A 19,016-nucleotide genomic window follows, 5' to 3' on the forward strand; every position below is an offset into this window, starting at 1 on the left:
TGGGGGACCGGCGCGGGAAACTGGCATCAGAAGCGATAGGTAAACCCGGCCAGGAACCGGCGGCCATAGCTCTGATAGTCGATCACCTCGTCGCGGCGACCGCCATTGGTGGTGACGAAGGGCGTGTCGGTCAGGTTCTGGCCCTGCACGAACAGCGACAGGCCCTTGAACGTCCCCTCCTGGAAGTCATAGCCGATCTGGCCGTCGACGATGGTCTCGTCGATCGCGCGGCGGCGGATGCGGTTGGCGCCGAAGCCCGACAGCTCACCCACGAAGGTCGAGCGGTAGCGGACCGATCCGCGGATGTTCAGGCCCCACTTCTCAAAGAAGGCGGTGCCGTTCGCCACCCAGCGCGAATAGCCGGGAATATCCTCGGGGGCGCCACCCGGCGTCGGCGTGATCTCGGTCTTGGTATAGGAGCCGCCGCCCGTCAGGCCGAAGCCGTCCAGGAAACCGGCCAACTGGCCGAGCGGCAGCGTACCCGCCAGCTCGACGCCGTAAATCGTGCCGCCGGTGCCGTTGATCGGCCGGGTGATCCGCCCTTGCGTGGGCGTGCCGATCGGCACGGCGGCGGGCAGGGGCAGGCCGGTATAGTCGTAAGGCTGCTCAAGATTGTAAACGAAGCTCTTGAGATCCTTGTAGAAGCCCTGCGCCGCCAGATAGCCGCGCGTGCCGAAATACTTCTCGACCGTCACGTCAACCGAGTTCGAACGGATCGGGCGCAGATACGGATTGCCGCCGTTGCCCGAGATGATGCCCTGCGCCGTGTCGAAGCCATAGGACAGCGCGACCCGCATATCGTCGAAGCGCGGACGCATCATCTGGCGCGCGGCGGCGACCCGGAACACCCAGTCGCTGGGCAGGCGAAGCGACAGGTTGGCGCTGGGCAGGATGTCCCAGTAATCGTCACCCTGCACGATGTTGGTATAGCCGGTGCCGTTATAGATCAGCCCGCGCGATTTCTGCTCGGTGCCGACCGCCTGCACACCCAGATTGCCGGTCAGTTCCGCCGCGCCGATCTGTGCCTTCAGGTCCGCCTGGAGATAGGCGGTCATCAGATGCTCGGTCGTGGTATAGGCCTTGGCGGGCACGTCCGGGCTGGTGTTCGGCGTCAGGACGATGACCCCGCCTGCCAGCAGCGCGCGCGGATCGTAGCTGAGCATCGGTCCCAGACCCAGATAGGTCAGGTCGGTCGGCGTCTGGCGATATTGCTGCGGCAGCGGGGCGATGGTCGCGCCGTTCGGCAGCGTGACGAAGGACTCGTTGGGCGCCAGCGACTTGGCGTGATCGGTATAGTTCAGGCCGAAGCGCAGCGCGCTGACGATCGGCGTTTCTACTTCGCGTTCGATCTCGACGCGGTATTGCTTGATCTCGTCGGTGATCTTGCGATCGTTGAAATAGCCCGCCTGGCGCGTGCTGCCACCCCAGCCCAGCGGGTCGGTCAGTTGGATCAGATTGGGGTCGGAATAGTTCAGCGTCGGCTTGAAGACGGTGCCGGTATTGCCGGTGGTGAAGCCGATCGTGTCGGTCGCGCCGACGCCCTGGCCGTATCCGGTGCCGCTATAGGTCTCCAGCGTCACCTCGTCGCGGTCGGTGCGCGAATAGCTGAGGTCGATGAACGCGCTCCAGCCGTCATCGCCCTTATACTTGCCGTTATAGCCGAACGAGTAGAGCTTGGCCTTGCGCTGGAACGAGTCGTTCCGGATCACGCCCTCGACATTGTTGAACGTGCCCGAGGTGATGAGGCCGTTGTTCACCACCGCATTGGTCAGCGTCGTGCCTGTTCCCGAGGCCAGCGGCAGCTCGATGCCGCGCTTGATCTGGTCGTCGTTGAAGTCGGAGTAAAAGCCGTCGAGCGTGCTGGTGAAAGTGTCGCTCATTTTCCACTGCAGCGTGCCCGAAAGGCCCAGCCGCTTCAGCGTGGTCGAGGTGACATAGGATTTCGATCCGCCGACGACGTCGACCGTCTGGCCGCCCACGGTCGTCTGGGCATAGCCCCAGGCATTGCCTTCCTGGATCTGGTACGGCTCGTTGAGGTAGCTGGCGGACAGTGCGACGCCGATCGTATCATCGGCGAACTGGTCGACATAGGTCGCACTGGCGCGATAGCCGAAGTCCTTCGATCCCGCATTCAGCTTGCCGATATCCGCATAGGTGCCGCGTGCACCGACCGAGATCACGCGCTTGCCGTAATCGAGCGGGCGGATGGTCTTCAGGTCGACGGTGCCCGACAGGCCCTGGCCGATCAGCCCGGCATTGGCGGTCTTGTAGATCAGGACCTGGTTGACGACCTCGGCGGGGTATTGGTCATATTCGACCGCGCGATTGTCGCCGGTCGAGGTCTGCTCGCGACCGTTCAGCAGCGTGGTCGAGAAGTCGGGAGCGAAGCCACGGATCGAGATGGCGTTGGAGCGGCCGTTGACCCGCTGCGACGTGACGCCGGGCAGGCGGGCGATGGACTCGGCGATCGACGCGTCGGGCAGCTTGCCGATATCCTCGGCCGAGACGGACTCGACGACCAGGTCGCGGTTCTTCTTCTCGGCGACGGCGTTTTCCAGTGCGGCGCGGAAACCGGTGACGACGATGTCGCCGGGCTCGGACTCGGCCTGGGCCTGCTGGGCCGCCGCGTCGGGGGCGGCGGGGGCGGGGACGATAGCGGTGGTCTGCGCAAGGACCGGCGCGGCGATGACCATGGCCAGCGTGCTGACCCCGAGCTTCAGGAACGAGCGCGCGGCATCGGCCGGCGCCACTGGGCGAACCGTCATGAAAATCCCCTCCGAGAAACCCCGTCTTCGTTGAAAGGACGGGTATGGTTGTTGCCCCTCCTGTGAAAGGACGCGCGTCGAAAAGGAACAAGGCCGCATACGTATTCAATGCGGCCGGTCCGGCCTGTTGCATTATTACGACAGCGCTTCGGCTTAACCCGGCTTGTGAAAGCCGGTAAGCGGAGTGGAGAGGAGGAAGCACAGATTTGGCCGGTCCGCGTAAGCCCACATCGTTCGACATCGCGCAAATGGCGGGCGTATCGCAACCGACCGTCAGCCGGGCGCTGCGCGGCAGTCCGTCGGTCAGTGCCGCCACCCGCGCGCGGATCGAGGCGATCGCGAAGAACCTCAACTACTCGGTCGACCGTGCCGCCTCCAACCTGCGCAGCGGCCAGACGCGAACGCTGGCGCTCCTCCTGTTCCGCGATCCCTCGCCGGGGCGGACGCTGATCAATCCGTTCTTTCTCGGTATGTTGGGGTCGATCATGGAGAGCTGTGCGGAGGTCGGGTACGACCTGCTCGTCTCGTTCCAGAACCCGACCAGCAACTGGCAGGCGGATTATGAGGACAGCCATCGTGCCGATGGCCTGATCCTGCTCGGTTACGGCGATTACGCCGCGTATCGCGAACAGTTGGAGACGCTGGTCGCGCGCGGCACGCATTTCGTGCGCTGGGGCTCGGTTGCACCGGGGCAGCCGGGGTTGACCATCGGATGCGACAATCATGCGGGGGCGCTGGCGGCGACGCGGCATCTGGTGGCGCAGGGGCGCAGGCGGATCGCGTTCCTGGGCGACGCGACCGACCATTATCCCGAATTCCACGACCGCTATCGCGGCTATTGCGACGCCCTGTCCGAAGCGGGGCTGCCATGCGACCCCGCGCTTCAGGTCGGCGCGATCTCCAGCGAGGAGCAGGGGGAGCGGGCCGCGCGCGAGTTGCTGGTACGCGGCAAGCCGTTCGACGGCATCATGGCCGCGAGCGACCTGATCGCGCTGGCGGCGATGCGCGTCCTGGCGGAGGCGGGCCTGCGCGTGCCCGCCGATGTGTCGCTCGTCGGGTTCGACGATATTCCGGCGGCCAGCTTCGCGCATCCGCCGCTCAGCACCGTGGTGCAGGACGCAGCAGCCGCAGGCCGGTTGCTGGTCCGCGCGCTGCTCGCGGAGATTGCCGGCACCGCACCACCACGCAATCTGTTGCCCGCGACCCTGGTCGTGCGCGGGTCGAGCGTCAGGCCATAAAATATAACGATAACAAAAATCTGGGAGGGATTATGGAGAAGCCGCGTCAAGGCTTTTGGGGGCTGTGGAACACCTCGTTCGGCTTTTTTGGTATCCAGATCGGCTTTGCCCTGCAAAACGCCAATGTCAGCCGCATCTTCCAGTCGCTGGGCACCGCCGAGAAGGACCTGGCCTTCCTGTGGATCGCGGCGCCGCTGACCGGGCTGCTCGTCCAGCCGGTGATCGGCCATTACAGCGACCGCACCTGGGGACGGTTCGGGCGGCGGCGGCCCTATTTCCTGGCGGGTGCGGTGCTGGCGACGCTGGCGCTGCTGGGGATGCCCAATGCCGGGGGGCTGCTCGCGGCGGCGATGCTGCTCTGGCTGCTCGACGCCTCGCTCAATATCTCCATGGAGCCGTTCCGCGCCTTTGTCGGCGACATGCTGCCCAGCCGCCAACGGACGGCGGGCTATGCGTTCCAGACCGGCTTCATCGGGGCGGGCGCGGTGCTGGGGTCGCTGGCACCGATGCTGCTGACCGACGTGTTCCACGTCGCCAATGTCGCGGGGCCGGGCGAGGTGCCGCCCTCGGTTCGCTATGGCTTCTATATCGGTGCGGCGGCCTTGTTCGCCGCAGTGCTGTGGACGGTGATGACGACCCGCGAATATTCGCCCCGACAACTGGCCGCCTTTGCGGATCACGACGAGGGGCAGGCGGTGCATGGCGATGCGGCCCCCAGCGAGCGGATCGGGGCTGCGCCGCTCTGGATCGCCGCCGGTGCGCTGGTCGTCGCGGGTGTCGGGTGGCTGGGGCTCGACAAGCCGGTCTATCTGCTCGGCGGCGGCCTGATCGCCTTCGGCCTGGCCAAGATCGTCAGCGCCGGATTGGTGCGGGGCGGGCGGGGCGGTAACGCGTTGAGCCAGATCCTGGCCGACCTGGCGGCGATGCCCACCACGATGAAGCGGCTGGCGCTCGTCCAGTTCTTCACCTGGTCGGCCCTGTTCATCATGTGGATCTATACGACGCCGATCGTTGCCGAGCGGGTGTTCGGCACCACCGACGCCAGCAGCGCGGCGTTCAACGAAGGCGCCAACTGGGTCGGCGTGCTGTTCGCGGTCTATAGCGGCGTCGCCACCCTCTGGGCCTTTGCATTGCCGCCGCTGGCCAGGGCGATCGGGCGGCGCAACACGCATATCCTGGGGCTGCTCTGCGGAGCGGCGGGCTTCGCTTCGTTCCTGGTCATTCGCGACGCCTGGTGGCTGATGGCGTCGATGGTGCTGGTCGGCATCGCCTGGGCGTCGATCCTGACCATGCCCTATGCGATCCTGTCGGCTGCGCTGCCGCCCGAAAAGCTCGGTATCTACATGGGCTTGTTCAACATCTTTATCGTGTTGCCGCAGCTGATCGTGTCTTCGGTGATGGGGGCGATCGTGGGGCATTTCCTGGGCGGCCATCTGGTCTGGACGATGGCGATCGCCGCCGGGGTGATGGGCGTGGCGGCGCTGGCGATGCTGCGGGTGGCGAAGGAGGCCTGATCGTCCCCGGCATGGGGGATTTAGGCGCGGGGCAGGGTGATCGTCGCGGCCAGCCCGCCTTCGGGGCGATTGGCCAGGACGATATCGCCCCCCGCCTGTCGCACGATCGAACGCGCGAGCGCCAGGCCAAGGCCGATCCCGCCCGTCTCGCGATTGCGCGAAGTTTCCAGTCGGGTGAAGGGATCGAACACCGTCTCCAACAGGTCCGGCGCGATGCCGGGGCCGATGTCGGCGACGGTGATCGCGATCCGGTCGGCGCGCGCGTCGATGCGGACATCGGCCGAATGCCCGTACTTGACCGCATTCTCGATCAGGTTGCGTACCGCGCGACGCATCAGCGTGGGGCGCAGTTTCAGGCGCAGCCGTCCGCCTTCCTCGAAGGTCACGTCTTGCCCCAGATCGTGGAAATCGGCCACCACCGCATCGACCAGTGCGTTCAGGTCGACATCGGTTTCCATCTCGCTGGGGCGTCCCATCCGCGCGAGCGACAGGATGTCCTCCAGCGTCTTGTTCATCTCGGCCACGGTATCGGCCATGCGCAGCCGGTCCTGCTCGTCCTCCACCGACTCGATCCGTACCCGCAGCGCGGCCAGCGGCGTGCGCAGGTCGTGCCCGATCGCGCCCAGCATCCGGTCCTTCTCGTCCAGCATCGCCCCAATTCGCAGGCGCAGGGCGTTGAATGCGGCGATCAGCGCGGAGACGTCGAGCGGCCCCTGCTCGGGGATCGGCTCGCCACGTTCGCGCGGATCGAAACGCTCCGCCGCGCGCGTCAGGTCGCGCAAGGGCCGCGAGATGCGCCGCCCGATCCACAGGACGGGCAACAGGATGATGCCGTACAGGATCAGCGTCTGGGCGATCAGCCGCCAGACCAGGGTCATTTCATCGCTGGGCCAGAAGGATCGCGTGACCAGCCAGCCGCCGCGCGTGCGCTCGACCGCGATCAGCAGTTCCATGGCGGGATGCCGCTGACGATCCATCCTGCGGCGCGGCCAGTCGAAATCCTCGGGCTGGAAGGGCCGCACGCCGGTCACGACCCGCGCCACGGGATGCCCGGCCTCGACCAGGCCGTTGCGGATCAGCGCCTCGACCTCGGGCACGCGCGGCAGGTCGGCGCGGATAGGATTTCCGGCCGACGCCCGCACCCGCCCGCGATCCGGCGGCAGCGGCTTGCCGCTGGCGGTCCGGTCGATCGCATCGTTCAGCCGGGCGATGGCGGGCCCCGACGTCTGCTCCAGGATCAGGCTGCGGCGTTCGCGCAGCAGCAGGGTGAAGTTGATCGCCTGGGCGACAAACAAGGCGATGGCGAGCAGAAGCGCCATCTGCGCTGCCAGCCGATGTGGCCAGAAACGCAGCTTCACAGGCGCGTGACTTCGGCAGCCAGCGTATAGCCGCCGCCCCAGACGGTCTTGATGATCTCGGGCGATTTGGGGTCCGCCTCGATCTTGCGGCGCAAGCGGCTGACCTGGTTGTCGATCGCCCGGTCGAAGGCGGCGGCCTCGCGCCCCTGCGTCAGGTCGAGCAGTTGATCGCGGGTCAGCACCTGGCGCGGACGGCTGACCAGCGCGAGGAGGAGGTTGTACTCGCCGGTCGACAGCATCACCGACACGCCCTCGCGATCGACGAGCGACCGCTCGCCCGATTTCAGCACCCACCCCGCAAAGGCGTAGGAGCCGCTGTCGGGCGCGTGATGGCGCGTGCCGCCAGCTTGCGTCCGGCGCAGAACCACCTTGGCGCGGGTGGCCAGCTCGCGCGGGGAAAAGGGTTTCACGACATAATCGTCGGCACCCATTTCCAGCCCGACGATCCGATCGGTTTCCTCGGCCCGCGCGGTCAGCAGGATGACGGGCACCTCGCTGGTCGCCGCGATATGGCGGCACAGCGACAGCCCGTCCTCGCCCGGCATCATGATGTCCAGGATGACGAGGTCGATCGCATAGGCGGCCAGCCGGGTGCGTGCCGAAGCGGCGTCGCCGGCTTGCGTCACGCGAAAGCCCTGTTTGGTCAGATAGACGGCCAGCGGCTCACGGATCGAACGCTCGTCGTCGACGAGCAGCAGATGCGGCGTATCGGACATGGGGGAAGGGTCTAGCATGGCGCGCGGACCTCGCAAGCGTGACGGCCGGTGGGAGGATCGGTCGCCCCGCCTGACGACTCAGTCGCCCTGCGTGGCCGGCTGAGAGGTGGGGGCCATGGAGCGGCGGCCGAAACGGGGGGCTGCGGCACGTTCGGCGGCATCGACCTTGCCGTCACGATTGGTGTCGAGCCGGTCGAACATCGCCAGCGCACGGGCACGATAGGCTTCGGCGGTCACCGGCTGCGGCGCCGGGCGGGCGGGGCGGTCGCCGCGGTCGGCGCGCTCCGTATCGCCCTGGCGGCGCTGCCATTCGGCGCGACGCTGTGCGCTATAGGCCTGCATCTCCTCCGGCGAGATGGTGCCGTCATGATTGGCGTCCATCGTCGCGAAACGCTGGTCGGCCGCGGCGATCGCGGCAGCGCGGGTGATGTTGCCGCTGGCATCGGGCTGCAGACCCATCAGGCCGCCGCCCATGCGCGCAGGCGGCGGGGGCGGCGGGGCGGCCGTCTGCGCTTCGGCGGCGGTGGCGGACAGCATCGTGAACAGGGAAAGGCCGATCAGGGTCTTTCGCATGGGGTGGGCATCCTCTTTCCCGGAAGCGGGACGATCCCTTTCCGAACGATCCCCCTTCTGCCGCCCGCCTGTCGCCCCAACATGTCGCGGCACCGCCGGATTTGTCGCAAATTGTCTGGTCAGCCCAGAAATCGGTCGTCGAACATGCCGTAAAGGACGGTGGAGGCGTAGAGTGCGATCGCCTGGGGCCGCTCCATCGTCGCGGCCCATTTGCGCATGTCGAACGCGGCGTTCTGGAGCGCCATCAGCGCCTGCGCCGCGATCAGCGCGTCGACCGCGCGTACCGACCCTTCCGCCACGCCGTCCATGATCGTGCCCGCATAGCGCCGGGCGATCCGGTTCGACCGCTCGACCATCTGCGCGCGAACCTCACCCGACAGGCTGGACAGCGCACTGGTGCGCAGCAGCGGCCCGCGCTCGGCGAACTGGATATCGAGCAGCGTGGCGATGGCGCTCGACAGGCGGTTCCAGTGGCTGCCCCCGGCGGCATCGGCCAGTTGTTGCGCGGCGGTGATCGTATCGAAGCTGCGGCCGTAACAGGCGGCGACGAGGTCGTCCTTGGCGTCGAGATGGTGGTAGAAGCTGCCCTTGGTCACGTTCAGTTCGGAGGCGATGCGGGTCACGCTGGCGCCGCGATAGCCGAGCTGGTTGATCAGCCGGGTCGCCGCCAGCAGGAACGCCTCGCGTCCCGGCTCGCTGCTGTCGGCATCCCGTGCCGCCAGGTCGAGCATCATCGGCGACCAGGTCGCGCCCGGTGCGGCGACGCCATGGGTCAGCACGTCGAGCAGCCGTTCCCCGACCCGGTCATATTGGTCGGGTTCGTACCGGACCAGCCAGATGGGCAGCCAGAAGGTGTTCTCGAGCAGGACGTGCGCCCGCGCGCCGTACAGGTCGGTATGCGCGCGGGTGGGGGCGGGGCCCCACAGGCTGCGAGTCGCGCGGAACACCTTCTGCCATCCCGCCATCAACTGGCCGCGGATCGGTTCTTCCATGGCGCGCAGGTCGGACAGGACGGCGAACGGGGTTTCCTCGCCACGCTCGATCCGGGCGAGCCGTGCCATGTTGATCGACAGATACCGGGCGACCCGCTCCTGCGGCGTCGGGGCCTCGGCGGCTTCGGCCAGCATTTCTAGCAGCCGGTCCAGCGTATGTTCGAACGCCGCCGCCGCCAGCTCTTCCTTGCGGCGGAAATAATAGGTGACGCTGGTGGTGTTCAGCCCCACGCGTCGCGCGACATCAGCAAAGGTCATGCCCTTTGCCGATTGTTCGTTGATCGCCTGGGCGGCCGCCGCCAGGATGGCGTCGCGCTTCTGACGAAAACGCGCGGTATTCTGTCCTTCACCGACGGGCGTCGCCGTCATTTTGGTCATTCCCTCGATCATTCGCCCGGCGCGCTCGCACCCTCGGAATCGCGCTTTAAAAGAAAAAGTATTGCGGGTCACCGCACATTTCGCGATCCCGGCCTCGAAAAAGCGGCGAATGGTCGCGCGTGTCCAAAAGCCGGTACGGTCCGCCAAGCGGTCAGCCGCTTCCAGCATGCAACAGTATGTATAGCACATACTTAACGATCGTTTAGGCCATTGTGGGCAATCAAGGGGCATGATCGCCGCCGAAGCCCCGTTCTGTCCAGACCAGATCCGGCAGAGAAACGATCCGGTTTTCCGGGCGATCGACTCTGCCCAGCTCATGGCGGTCCTTGATGCCGGCGGAGCGATTCTGTGGGCAAACGCCAATTTCCGCCGGACGTTCGACGATGCCGCTTCGGATTTGACGGGGGTGGTGCATCGCCAGCTTTGCCCGACCGATATCACCCTGTCGCGCGATTATGACCTGTTCTGGCAGGCCTTGCTGCAGGGGGAGTGTCAGCAGGGGACCTATCGCCACGTCGATCGGCAGGGGCAGGCGGTGTGGATCGAGGGGGGGTATGCGCCGATCCTCGACGACGGGGGCGCGGTCACACAGGTCCTGATGACCGGCACCGACGTGACCGAGCGACATCGCCGCGATGCCGAGGCCTATGGCAAGCTGGCGGCGATCGATCGGTCGCAAGCGGTCGTGGAGTTCGATCTCCAGGGCTATGTGCTGGCGGCCAACGACATGTTCCTGTCGCTGATGGGGCATAGTCGCCGGGTCACGATCGGCGTGCATCACAGGCTTTTCTGTTTGGACGACTATGTCCGTTCGCCCGCCTATGCGCGGCTATGGTTGGATCTGGCGGCGGGGCGGTACATTTCCGGACGGTTCGAGCGGCGGCGGGCGGACGGTTCGCCGATCTGGCTGCACGCGACCTACACGCCGATCCTGGACGCCGACGGCGTGCCCTACAAGGTGGTGAAATTCGCCCGTGATGTCAGCGACCAGGTCCAGTTAGAGAACGAGGCGGCCATGCGGCTGGAGACGGCCGAGCGCTTCCGCCTGATGGCCGAGGAGCGCCAGGCCGCGCTGGAGACGATGCTTCGCGACATGGAGGCGATGGTCGACCGGATCGCAGGGATTGCGGGCCAGACCAACATGCTGGCGATCAACGCCAGTATCGAGGCGGCGCGCGCCGGACCCGCAGGACGCGGCTTCGGTGTCGTCGCCGCCGAGGTTCGCAAGCTGGCCGAGGATACGCGTTCCGCGACCCGGTCGGTGCGGGAGATGCTGCAACGCTGAACCGGCACGGACGCGTCAGGCGATCGGTGTGCGCAGCCGGATCAGCCCTTCCTGCGTGACGCTGGCGACGAGCCGCCCGTCCGCCGAAAAGATCCGGCCCCGGTTGAAGCCGCGCGCATGGCCCGCCCAGGGGCTGTCGGTCGTGTAGAGCAGCCATTCGTCCGCCCGGAACGGCTCGTGCAGCCACAGTGCATGGTCGAGGCTGGCCGTCTGCATGTCGTGGATCAGCCAGCTCACCCCGTGCGGCAGGGTGGAGGTGCCGAGCAGTGCGAAATCGCTGGCATAGGCCAGGATCGCACGGTGGAGCGCGGGATCGTCACCGATCGGGGCGACGAGCCGGAACCAGATCGCCTGGAAGGGCTCGCGCGGTTCGGGGCTAAGCATCTGGCGCGGATCGACCGGGCGAAGCTCTATGGGGCGGGGCCGTTGCAGAAAGGCGCGCATCTGCGCGGGCACTTGGTCGCCCAGCCGCGCCAGCAGTTCGCGCTCGGGCGTCAGCGTCTCCGGCATCGGCACGGCGGGCATCGCATCCTGATGGTGCAGGCCGTCCTCGGGCGTCTGGAACGAGCAGGCGAGGTTCAGGATCGGCTTGCCCTTCTGCATCGCGATCACCCGGCGGGTGGCGAAGCTGCGCCCCTCGAAATCGCGCTCGACGCGGTAGATGATCGGATAGCGCTCGTCGCCCGGCCGCATGAAATAGGCGTGCAGCGAATGCGCCGTGCGTGGCCCGTCGGTCGAGCGCTGCGCCGCCTGGAGCGCCTGGGCGATGACCTGCCCGCCGAATACGCGACCCTCGCCGCCGGGACGGCGTGCGCCGCGATAGAGGTCGGTGTCGATCTCCTCGACATCGAGCAGCGCGATCAGGCCCTGCGCCAGCGCGTCGGGCGTAGGGAGCGTAGGGGAGGGCGTCGGATCGGTCATGCAACGGGTGATGGTTGCCGCTGACGTAAACGTCAATGGCCGGCATGGCCGCGAAAGATACTTTCGCGGCATTTGGAGCCTCGCTACACATGCCGCGTCGATCATGGCGTATGGGAGTAGGCGATGGACCCGTTGAACGAAGATGGTGCCTCCGAGCGGGCCGAGCTGCATTTCCTGGCGGCGCTGACTGACGAGTTGATGCGGCACCTGATGGATGCGGGCGTGTTGAGCCGGACCCAGCTTCAGTCGATCGAAAATGCCGTCGCCGAGCGGACCGGCGGCATCCCGCGCGCCTGGTAAGGTACCGCGCACGGCGCCCGATCGGCGCTTCATGACATAAACGTCATCCCCGCCCGGCGTTAGCGGCTTTCCTGCCGGTGGAAAGCCGCTAACGTGCCGGGCATGAGTGATGTGCATGACGATCCGGTCGAAAAGATCCGGACAGAGGGCGATTCGGTCCTGGGGATGCCTGTCGGCATGAAACCGGCCGATGCGGTGCGGATCGCGATGCGCCGCGACCGCCTGCTGGCCGGGCTGACGCTGACGGCGGGGGCGGGCTTCATCCTGGCGTTGCCCTTCGCCCTGAAGGAGGGGGCGGAGTTCTTCCTGCCACTGACGACCGCGCTCGTCATCGCCATCGCGCTCGTGCCCGTGCTGGAATGGCTGGAGCGGCGGCGCGTGCCGTCGCCGCTCGCCGCGCTGATGTGCGTCCTGCTGTTCCTGATCGTCGCCAATATCGCGCTGGCCGCGATCATCGTGCCCGCCACCGACTTCTTCCGCCTGCTGCCCAGCCGGATCGGGCGTATCCAGGACAATCTGGCGCCGCTGCTCGACCTGTATTCCAACCTCGAGCGTTACGTGAACAAGGCGCTGCGCCAGGTCGCCTCGACGCCGATCCGCCAGCCGCAGACCGCCGCCGTCTCGCCGCCCAGCTCGATCCTGGAGCTGGCCGCGACCTCGGCCCCGACACTGATCGTCCAGTTCCTGTTCGGTGTGCTCGTCGTGTTCTTCGTGCTGTCGGGCTGGACCCGGATGCGGCGTGAGACGATCCGCGGGCGGACCAGCTTCGACGGTGCCATGGCGACCGCACGGGTCATCCAGGAGGTTGTGGACGATGTTTCGGCCTATCTGGGGACGATTACTATCATCAACCTGGCGCTGGGCGGGGCGGTGGCGGGGGCGTTGTCGCTGTTCGGCATGCCCTACCCGCTGATGTGGGGCGGTATCGTCGCGCTGTTGAACTACATCCCCTATTTCGGGCCGGTGATCGGCGCGATGCTGCTGGCGATTGGTGGCCTGATGACGTTCAGCGACATCTGGATCGCGCTGGCCCCGCCCGCGATCATGTACGGGATGCACCTGATCGAGGCGAACCTGATCACCCCGCTGATCGTCGGCCACCGCCTGACCATCAGCCCGGTGATGATCCTGGTCTCGCTCAGCTTCTGGGGATGGGTGTGGGGGACGGTGGGCGCGCTGCTGGCCGTACCGCTCCTGATCATCCTCCAGACCGTCCTGAAAGCCGCCGGAAAACCCGATATCGCTGGCTTCCTGTTCGAGCATGGAACGCTCACCCATCTCGACCGCGAAAGCGATCCGCCAGACGTTCCGCAAGAAAAATGAAATGATGCGTTGACAGCTTCGGAGCCCTCGCCTAGTTGGCGCGCCTCGACGCTTTCAGCGGGTGTAGCTCAGTTGGTTAGAGCGCCGGCCTGTCACGCCGGAGGTCGCGGGTTCGAGCCCCGTCACTCGCGCCACTCCCTTCCCGGGAATGGCTGAAGATATCGAAATCCCCTCTAGGGGCCGATGCCGATTTCGGTGGGCATCACATGGCTTTCAAGCGGGTGTAGCTCAGTTGGTTAGAGCGCCGGCCTGTCACGCCGGAGGTCGCGGGTTCGAGCCCCGTCACTCGCGCCATCCTTCGGGATGGCGCTTTTGTTTCCAGCCTTGGTCGTCTTGAGTGGTTGGCGCGCGCTTCGCCGAAACCGGCGTATCCGCCGAACGCTCTGCGGCTAACCTGTCTCCCCAAATTCCCTACCTCCGTTCGGCCTGCGAGCCGAAGGCCAAGGGAACCCCTATAGTTTGATCCAGCCAAGCTGAAGCACCACCCAGGCGGAGGCCGGGGTCCAGTCGGGGGTGCGGTTGTGATGATCCAGTGCGCTTCATCGCTGAAGCCTTCGCAACTGGACCCCGGCCTTCGCCGGGGTGGTAGGGCAACAGTTCAGGGCAGGTGGATCAAAACCCTAACCCCGTCCGCCTTCCATCCAGCGCAGCAGCGGCTTCATCGGCGTGATCCATACGATCCCCGCGACGACATAGAAAGTCAGTTGCAACACCCAATGCCACTGGCCGACCACGCCCGACAGGCTGGCGACGAGCATCGCCCAGACGATGATGATCGCGACGATCAGCAGCATTCCGGCGGGTTTGCGCCAACTGGGGGTCATGGGACGATCCATTCCGTTTCGGTGGCGATGGCGTGGAGGGGCATGTCCCAGCTGTCGGGCACCATCTCCTCGACCTCCTGCACGCCCCAGGCGATGCCCACGCGCCAGGCGTAGGGGTTGGCCGCGAAGGCGCGGTCATAATGCCCTGCACCCTGTCCCAGGCGATTTCCGTGCCGGTCGAAGCCGACCAGTGGGGTCAGGATGATGTCGGGGCGGCATTCGGGTGCGTCGTCGGCGGGCTGGTGCAGGCCGAAGGCGCCCACGCTCAGCTCGGCGCCGTCCGCCCAGGCGAGGAAGCGGATCGGGCTGGCACGATCGGTGACATGGGGCAGGGCGATCGTCGCTCCCACATGAAGCGCCGCCTCGACCCAGAGCGCCGGGTCCGCTTCGGCACCCAGCGGGCGATAGGCGGCGATGACCTGATGGGGGAGCAGCCGATCGAGAAAGGGGCGCGCCACCGGCAACAGGCCGGGGCCATGGACATCGCGAACGGCGCGCATCCGCGCGCGCAGGGCGCGCTTGGCGATCATGTGAAAAGAAGGCGGGTGGCGGGACCGCCGTGGCCGTTTGCCGTAATATCCACCGACGCTCGATACGTCAGGTGGGGACCATGTACGTCGGACCAGGGTCCGGGCAGGGACAGCCCCCTTGGATGAAGAATAGCCTCAGGGATTATCGTAGCTCGTACCGGGCAGAACCCGCCGCCAACCCATGTAGGCGAGGGGGGGCGTTTACTCAAGAGCATCCCCGCGGCTTTCGGGCTCCAGCACGTCGGCCAGCGCCTCCAGGCGCTCGGCGATGCGGGCCAGCGCCGCCTCGCTGACTGCGGCACCGGCGGGCGGACGCCGCTCGGCCTCTTCCAGCGCATCGGCCAGCATCAGCGCCACGAACAGCAGCGCGCGCTCGCCATTATGGCCGCCCGAGGCCCGCAATGCCGCCGACCAGCGCTGGTCGAGCATCTGGCCCAGCATCCGGACGCGGGCTTCGCCGCCGTCTTGGCAATAGACGGTGTGCGGGCGGTCGCCGACCAGGATCGTCACTTCGGCCATCAGACGGCGCTCCCCCGGCTGATGACATCGTCAAGCGCGGTCACGGCCTCGGCCATGCGCGCCTTCAGCGCGGCGTGACGGCGGGCAAGCGCGTCTTCCTTGGCGGCGCGGGTTCGCATCGCCCGTTCGATGCGGGCAATGGCGTGGTCGATCCGGTCGACGGAGGAAAGGACGTCGTCGGCAATAGGTTCGGGCATGAAAGGGGCTTAGCAGGCTGGTTTTATGCGGCAACCCGGAATTGGGCGATCCGGCGCACTCGAGCGGTTGACAGACACCCGCGCGGCTCCGAAAGGCGTGGGCGCTTAGAGACGGAATCGCGATTTTCGTGATTTTCTTACCCGGGGCGATGCCGCTCAGGCATCGTGGCAGAGACATACAGGAGATTGCTGGCATGACGGTCAAGGTTGCAATCAATGGCTTCGGCCGCATCGGCCGCCTGGTCGCGCGTGCCATCCTCGAGCGTGGCGACAATGCCCTCGAACTGGTCGCGATCAACGATCTGGCCGACGCCAAGTCGAACGCCTGGCTGTTCAGCCGCGACAGCATCCATGGTCGTTATCCGGGCGAAGTCGCCGCCGAGGGCAACGACATCGTGATCGACGGCAAGCGCATCCGCGTCACCGCCGAGCGTGATCCGGCCAACCTGCCGCACAAGGAACTGGGCGTCGACCTGGTCTTGGAATGCACCGGCTTCTTCACCGACAAGGCGTCGTGCGAAAAGCACATCGCGGCAGGCGCCAAGAAGGTGCTGATCTCGGCCCCCGGCAAGAATGTCGACCTGACCGTCGTGTACGGCGTCAACCATGACAAGCTGACCGCCGACCACACCATCGTGTCGAACGCCTCGTGCACCACCAACTGCCTGGCGCCGGTCGCCAAGGTGCTGAACGACGCCATCGGCATCGAGCGCGGCCTGATGACCACGGTCCACGCCTATACCAACGACCAGAAGATCCTTGACCAGATCCACCCCGACCTGCGTCGCGCCCGCGCCGCCGCCATGTCGATGATCCCGACCACCACGGGTGCCGCCCGTGCGGTGGGTGAGGTGCTGCCCGAACTGAAGGGCAAGCTGGACGGTTCGGCGATCCGCGTGCCGACCCCGGACGTCAGCCTGGTCGACCTGACCTTCACGCCCGCGCGCGACACGACCAAGGAAGAGGTCAACGCGATCCTGAAGGCGGCGTCGGAGAGCGAGGCGCTGAAGGGCGTGCTGGTCTATACCGACGAGCCGCTGGTTTCGATCGACCTGATGCACTCGCCGCAGTCCTCGACCGTCGACAGCCTGGAGACGGCGGTGATCGACGGCAAGCTGGTGCGCGTCGTGTCGTGGTACGACAATGAATGGGGCTTCTCGAACCGCATGGTCGACACCGCGACCGCGATGGCGAAGTTCCTCTGATGACGGACGGGCGGGTGATGACCGGGCGTCTGGCCGGCATCGCCCGCCACGCCGTGGCGAAGGGGCCGATGGAGGTGATCGACACCGCCATCGTCACCCCGGACGGCGGAGTGGAAGGCGATGCGCGCGGGCGGATCAAGCCCGGCGGGCGTGGCAAGCGTCAGCTGACGTTGATCGAGCGTGCCGACTGGGACGCCGCCATGGCCGAGATCGGCCGTGACATCCCCTGGCAGGAGCGCCGCGCGAACCTGCTGGTCGAGGATTTCGACCTTCCCCAAATGTCGGGCACCCGGCTTCGTATCGGGCCCGTGCTTCTGGAAATTACCATCGAATGCGATCCGTGCCACCGCATGGACGCGATTGCCGACGGCTTGCAGGCCGCGTTGAAACCCGACTGGCGCGGCGGCGTATGTACCCGCGTGATCGAGGGCGGCACGATCCGCATCGGCGATACAATCAGGATCGAGGAATCATGACCAAGGCTTTCAAGACGCTCGACGACATGGGCGACGTCCAGGGCAAGCGCGTGCTGGTCCGCGAGGATCTGAACGTGCCGATGGCCGATGGCCGCGTGACCGACGACACTCGCCTGCGCGCGACGATCGCGACCGTGACCGAACTGGCCGACAAGGGCGCGATCGTCCTGATCCTGGCCCATTTCGGCCGCCCCAAGGGGCAGCGTAACCCCGAATTCTCGCTGGCGATGCTGACCCAGCCTTATAGCGATGTACTGGGACGCCCGGTCCGCTTTATCGACGATGTTGCGGGCGAGGCGGCGGAGGCGGCTGTCGCCACGCTGAACCCCGGCGATATCGCGATCCTGGAAAACACCCGCTTCCATGCTGGCGAGGAAAAGAACGATCCCGAATTGGCGGCGCAGATCGCCAAGCTGGGCGACTTCTACGTCAACGACGCCTTCTCGGCCGCGCACCGTGCGCACGTCTCGACCGAAGGGCTGGCGCGCCAGCTTCCGGCGTTCGCGGGCCGTGCGATGGAGGCCGAACTCGACGCGCTGGAAAAGGCGCTGGGCAAGCCCGAGCATCCGGTTGCGGCCGTGGTCGGCGGCGCGAAGGTTTCCACCAAGCTCGCCGTGCTGAAGCATCTGGTCGGCAAGGTCGATCACCTGATCATCGGCGGCGGCATGGCCAACACCTTCCTCGCCGCGCGCGGCGTCGATGTGGGCAAGTCGCTGTGCGAGCATGACCTGACCGGCACCGCCGAGGAAATCCTCGACGCTGCCGACAAGGCGGGCTGCACCGTCCACCTGCCGTATGACGTGGTGGTCGCCAGGGAATTCAAGCCGAACCCCGCAACCCGCACCGTCAACGTCCACGAAGTCGCTGCCGATGAAATGATCCTCGACCTCGGCCCCAACGCGGTCGAGGCGCTGGGCGATGTGCTCAAGAACTGCCGCACCCTGGTGTGGAACGGCCCGCTCGGCGCGTTCGAGACGCCGCCCTTCGACATGGCGACCGTCGCGCTTGCCAAGACGGCGGCGGCGCTGACCCAGGATGGCAGCCTGGTGTCGGTGGCGGGCGGCGGTGATACCGTCGCCGCGCTGAACCAGGCGGGCGTGGGCACGCAGTTCACCTTCGTCTCGACCGCGGGCGGCGCGTTCCTGGAATGGATGGAAGGGCAGGACCTGCCCGGCGTCGCCGCGCTGATCGCCTGACGGACCCGCGGGCCGTCCGAAAAATCACCCCGTCGCCTGTCTGGCGGCGGGGTTTTTTCATGGCCCGGCGAAATGGGCGAGGCATTCGCTTGATCGGTGGAGCCGATCTTGCTAGGTTAAACACGTTAAACGAAGGAATGGCGATGCTCGGCGTCCGTCTCGACACGGAATTGGAAGAGCGGCTGGCGGCCGTCGCGCGCACGCAAGGGCGCAGCAAAAGTGATATCGCGCGCGAAGCGGTCCGCCGCTATGTCGACCTGCACGACGAGGCCTATCGCCGTGAGGCGCGCCGTCAATCGACCCGCGCGTCGAAACGCGACACGCCGGAGGATTTCGCCTTCTGGAACGCGCTGGCGAAGGAAGGTGACGCATGACGATCGCCCATGCCGCCATCGTGCTGGCGACGACGAACGAGGGCGAGGGGGGCGGCCACCGCCCGTTCCTGGTCGTCCAGTCGGATTTGTATAACGAGACGCACAACACGATCACCGTCTGCCCGATGACCTCGGTCGTCGGGGGCGAGGCGTTGTTCCGCGTCGCTTTCTCCCCGCGCGAGCATACCGGCCTGACCGTCGAGTGCGAGGTGCAGGTCGACAAGATCCTGTCCATTCCCCGCAATCATATCGTCAAAGTCATCGGCCATGCTTCGCCCACCCGGATGGAGCAGGTCGATCAGGCGCTGCGCCGCTGGCTGATGCTCTGATCC

20 protein-coding genes and 2 tRNA genes are annotated in these 19,016 nt (G+C 66.6%); 12 read left to right on the forward strand and 10 right to left on the reverse strand.

Going from position 1 to position 19,016, the window contains the following annotated elements; genetic code table 11:
• Window positions 1-26: 26 nt before the first annotated feature.
• The gene (locus U1703_RS04590) at window positions 27-2,765 is read right to left on the reverse strand and encodes a TonB-dependent receptor (protein ID WP_332784780.1); all 2,739 of its coding nucleotides are present in this window, start codon (window positions 2,763-2,765) and stop codon (window positions 27-29) included.
• A gap of 206 nt (window positions 2,766-2,971) precedes the next feature.
• Here U1703_RS04590 and U1703_RS04595 point away from each other — a divergent pair, with 206 nt between their 5' ends.
• Both U1703_RS04595 and U1703_RS04600 read left to right on the forward strand, forming a co-directional pair.
• Entirely contained in the window at window positions 2,972-4,003 is a 1,032-nt protein-coding gene (locus tag U1703_RS04595) for a LacI family DNA-binding transcriptional regulator (RefSeq protein WP_332784781.1), read from the forward strand.
• A gap of 32 nt (window positions 4,004-4,035) precedes the next feature.
• On the forward strand, window positions 4,036-5,517 hold the full coding sequence (locus U1703_RS04600; protein ID WP_332784782.1) for an MFS transporter: 1,482 nt from the start codon (window positions 4,036-4,038) through the stop codon (window positions 5,515-5,517).
• Between the two features lie 20 nt (window positions 5,518-5,537).
• Here the strand turns inward: U1703_RS04600 and U1703_RS04605 are convergent, their stop codons facing one another.
• The 4 genes from U1703_RS04605 to U1703_RS04620 all read right to left on the reverse strand — a co-directional run bounded on the left by U1703_RS04605 (window position 5,538) and on the right by U1703_RS04620 (window position 9,525).
• Window positions 5,538-6,836, reverse strand: a complete 1,299-nt coding sequence (locus U1703_RS04605; RefSeq protein ID WP_320452368.1) for a sensor histidine kinase — start codon at window positions 6,834-6,836, stop codon at window positions 5,538-5,540.
• A gap of 35 nt (window positions 6,837-6,871) precedes the next feature.
• The gene (locus U1703_RS04610) at window positions 6,872-7,591 is read right to left on the reverse strand and encodes a response regulator (RefSeq protein ID WP_320452166.1); all 720 of its coding nucleotides are present in this window, start codon (window positions 7,589-7,591) and stop codon (window positions 6,872-6,874) included.
• A gap of 78 nt (window positions 7,592-7,669) precedes the next feature.
• On the reverse strand, window positions 7,670-8,164 hold the full coding sequence (locus U1703_RS04615; protein ID WP_332784783.1) for an EF-hand domain-containing protein: 495 nt from the start codon (window positions 8,162-8,164) through the stop codon (window positions 7,670-7,672).
• 119 nt (window positions 8,165-8,283) lie between these two features.
• Window positions 8,284-9,525: a TetR/AcrR family transcriptional regulator gene (locus tag U1703_RS04620; RefSeq protein WP_332784784.1), complete on the reverse strand. Its 1,242-nt coding sequence runs from the start codon at window positions 9,523-9,525 to the stop codon at window positions 8,284-8,286.
• A gap of 238 nt (window positions 9,526-9,763) precedes the next feature.
• On the opposite strand from U1703_RS04620, the gene U1703_RS04625 reads away from it, so the two are divergent.
• A complete protein-coding gene (locus U1703_RS04625) occupies window positions 9,764-10,819 on the forward strand; it encodes a methyl-accepting chemotaxis protein (protein ID WP_332784785.1) in 1,056 nt (351 codons plus the stop codon).
• A 15-nt stretch (window positions 10,820-10,834) separates the two neighbouring features.
• Here the strand turns inward: U1703_RS04625 and U1703_RS04630 are convergent, their stop codons facing one another.
• Entirely contained in the window at window positions 10,835-11,740 is a 906-nt protein-coding gene (locus U1703_RS04630; RefSeq protein ID WP_332784786.1) for an acyl-CoA thioesterase, read from the reverse strand.
• A gap of 123 nt (window positions 11,741-11,863) precedes the next feature.
• Here U1703_RS04630 and U1703_RS04635 point away from each other — a divergent pair, with 123 nt between their 5' ends.
• From U1703_RS04635 to U1703_RS04650, 4 genes are all read left to right on the forward strand, one after another.
• Complete coding sequence (locus U1703_RS04635) at window positions 11,864-12,040, forward strand: hypothetical protein (RefSeq protein WP_332784787.1); 177 nt, start codon at window positions 11,864-11,866, stop codon at window positions 12,038-12,040.
• Between the two features lie 102 nt (window positions 12,041-12,142).
• Window positions 12,143-13,363, forward strand: a complete 1,221-nt coding sequence (locus U1703_RS04640) for an AI-2E family transporter (RefSeq protein ID WP_414712032.1) — start codon at window positions 12,143-12,145, stop codon at window positions 13,361-13,363.
• Between the two features lie 57 nt (window positions 13,364-13,420).
• Window positions 13,421-13,497 (forward strand) — tRNA-Asp (locus U1703_RS04645).
• A gap of 83 nt (window positions 13,498-13,580) precedes the next feature.
• Window positions 13,581-13,657: transfer RNA gene (locus U1703_RS04650), tRNA-Asp, on the forward strand.
• Between the two features lie 326 nt (window positions 13,658-13,983).
• Here the strand turns inward: U1703_RS04650 and U1703_RS04655 are convergent.
• From U1703_RS04655 to U1703_RS04670, 4 genes are all read right to left on the reverse strand, one after another.
• Window positions 13,984-14,187, reverse strand: coding sequence for a DUF2842 domain-containing protein (locus tag U1703_RS04655; RefSeq protein WP_332784788.1), 204 nt, complete (start codon window positions 14,185-14,187; stop codon window positions 13,984-13,986).
• On the reverse strand, window positions 14,184-14,717 hold the full coding sequence (locus U1703_RS04660) for a 5-formyltetrahydrofolate cyclo-ligase (RefSeq protein ID WP_332784789.1): 534 nt from the start codon (window positions 14,715-14,717) through the stop codon (window positions 14,184-14,186). The genes U1703_RS04655 and U1703_RS04660 overlap by 4 nt, the downstream gene beginning before the upstream one ends.
• Before the next feature lie 201 nt (window positions 14,718-14,918).
• Window positions 14,919-15,236, reverse strand: a complete 318-nt coding sequence (locus tag U1703_RS04665; RefSeq protein WP_320452174.1) for a cell division protein ZapA — start codon at window positions 15,234-15,236, stop codon at window positions 14,919-14,921.
• Complete coding sequence (locus tag U1703_RS04670) at window positions 15,236-15,433, reverse strand: hypothetical protein (RefSeq protein WP_332784790.1); 198 nt, start codon at window positions 15,431-15,433, stop codon at window positions 15,236-15,238. The genes U1703_RS04665 and U1703_RS04670 overlap by 1 nt, the downstream gene beginning before the upstream one ends.
• 194 nt (window positions 15,434-15,627) lie before the next feature.
• Between U1703_RS04670 and gap the strand changes: the two genes are divergently transcribed.
• The 5 genes from gap (at window position 15,628) to U1703_RS04695 (ending at window position 19,013) form a co-directional block, all read left to right on the forward strand.
• Window positions 15,628-16,638, forward strand: coding sequence for a type I glyceraldehyde-3-phosphate dehydrogenase (gene gap / locus U1703_RS04675; RefSeq protein ID WP_332784791.1), 1,011 nt, complete (start codon window positions 15,628-15,630; stop codon window positions 16,636-16,638).
• Between the two features lie 17 nt (window positions 16,639-16,655).
• Window positions 16,656-17,114, forward strand: coding sequence for an MOSC domain-containing protein (locus U1703_RS04680; RefSeq protein ID WP_332784792.1), 459 nt, complete (start codon window positions 16,656-16,658; stop codon window positions 17,112-17,114).
• The gene (locus U1703_RS04685; protein ID WP_332784793.1) at window positions 17,111-18,310 is read left to right on the forward strand and encodes a phosphoglycerate kinase; all 1,200 of its coding nucleotides are present in this window, start codon (window positions 17,111-17,113) and stop codon (window positions 18,308-18,310) included. Before U1703_RS04680 ends, U1703_RS04685 begins: the two co-directional genes overlap by 4 nt.
• Before the next feature lie 143 nt (window positions 18,311-18,453).
• A complete protein-coding gene (gene relB / locus U1703_RS04690; RefSeq protein WP_058733351.1) occupies window positions 18,454-18,684 on the forward strand; it encodes a type II toxin-antitoxin system RelB family antitoxin in 231 nt (76 codons plus the stop codon).
• Window positions 18,681-19,013: a type II toxin-antitoxin system PemK/MazF family toxin gene (locus tag U1703_RS04695; RefSeq protein ID WP_320452179.1), complete on the forward strand. Its 333-nt coding sequence runs from the start codon at window positions 18,681-18,683 to the stop codon at window positions 19,011-19,013. Before relB ends, U1703_RS04695 begins: the two co-directional genes overlap by 4 nt.
• The last annotated feature ends 3 nt before the right edge of the window (window positions 19,014-19,016 follow it).

The sequence above is a fragment of the Sphingomonas flavida genome (genome assembly GCF_036663655.1).
Taxonomy (GTDB): domain Bacteria; phylum Pseudomonadota; class Alphaproteobacteria; order Sphingomonadales; family Sphingomonadaceae; genus Sphingomonas.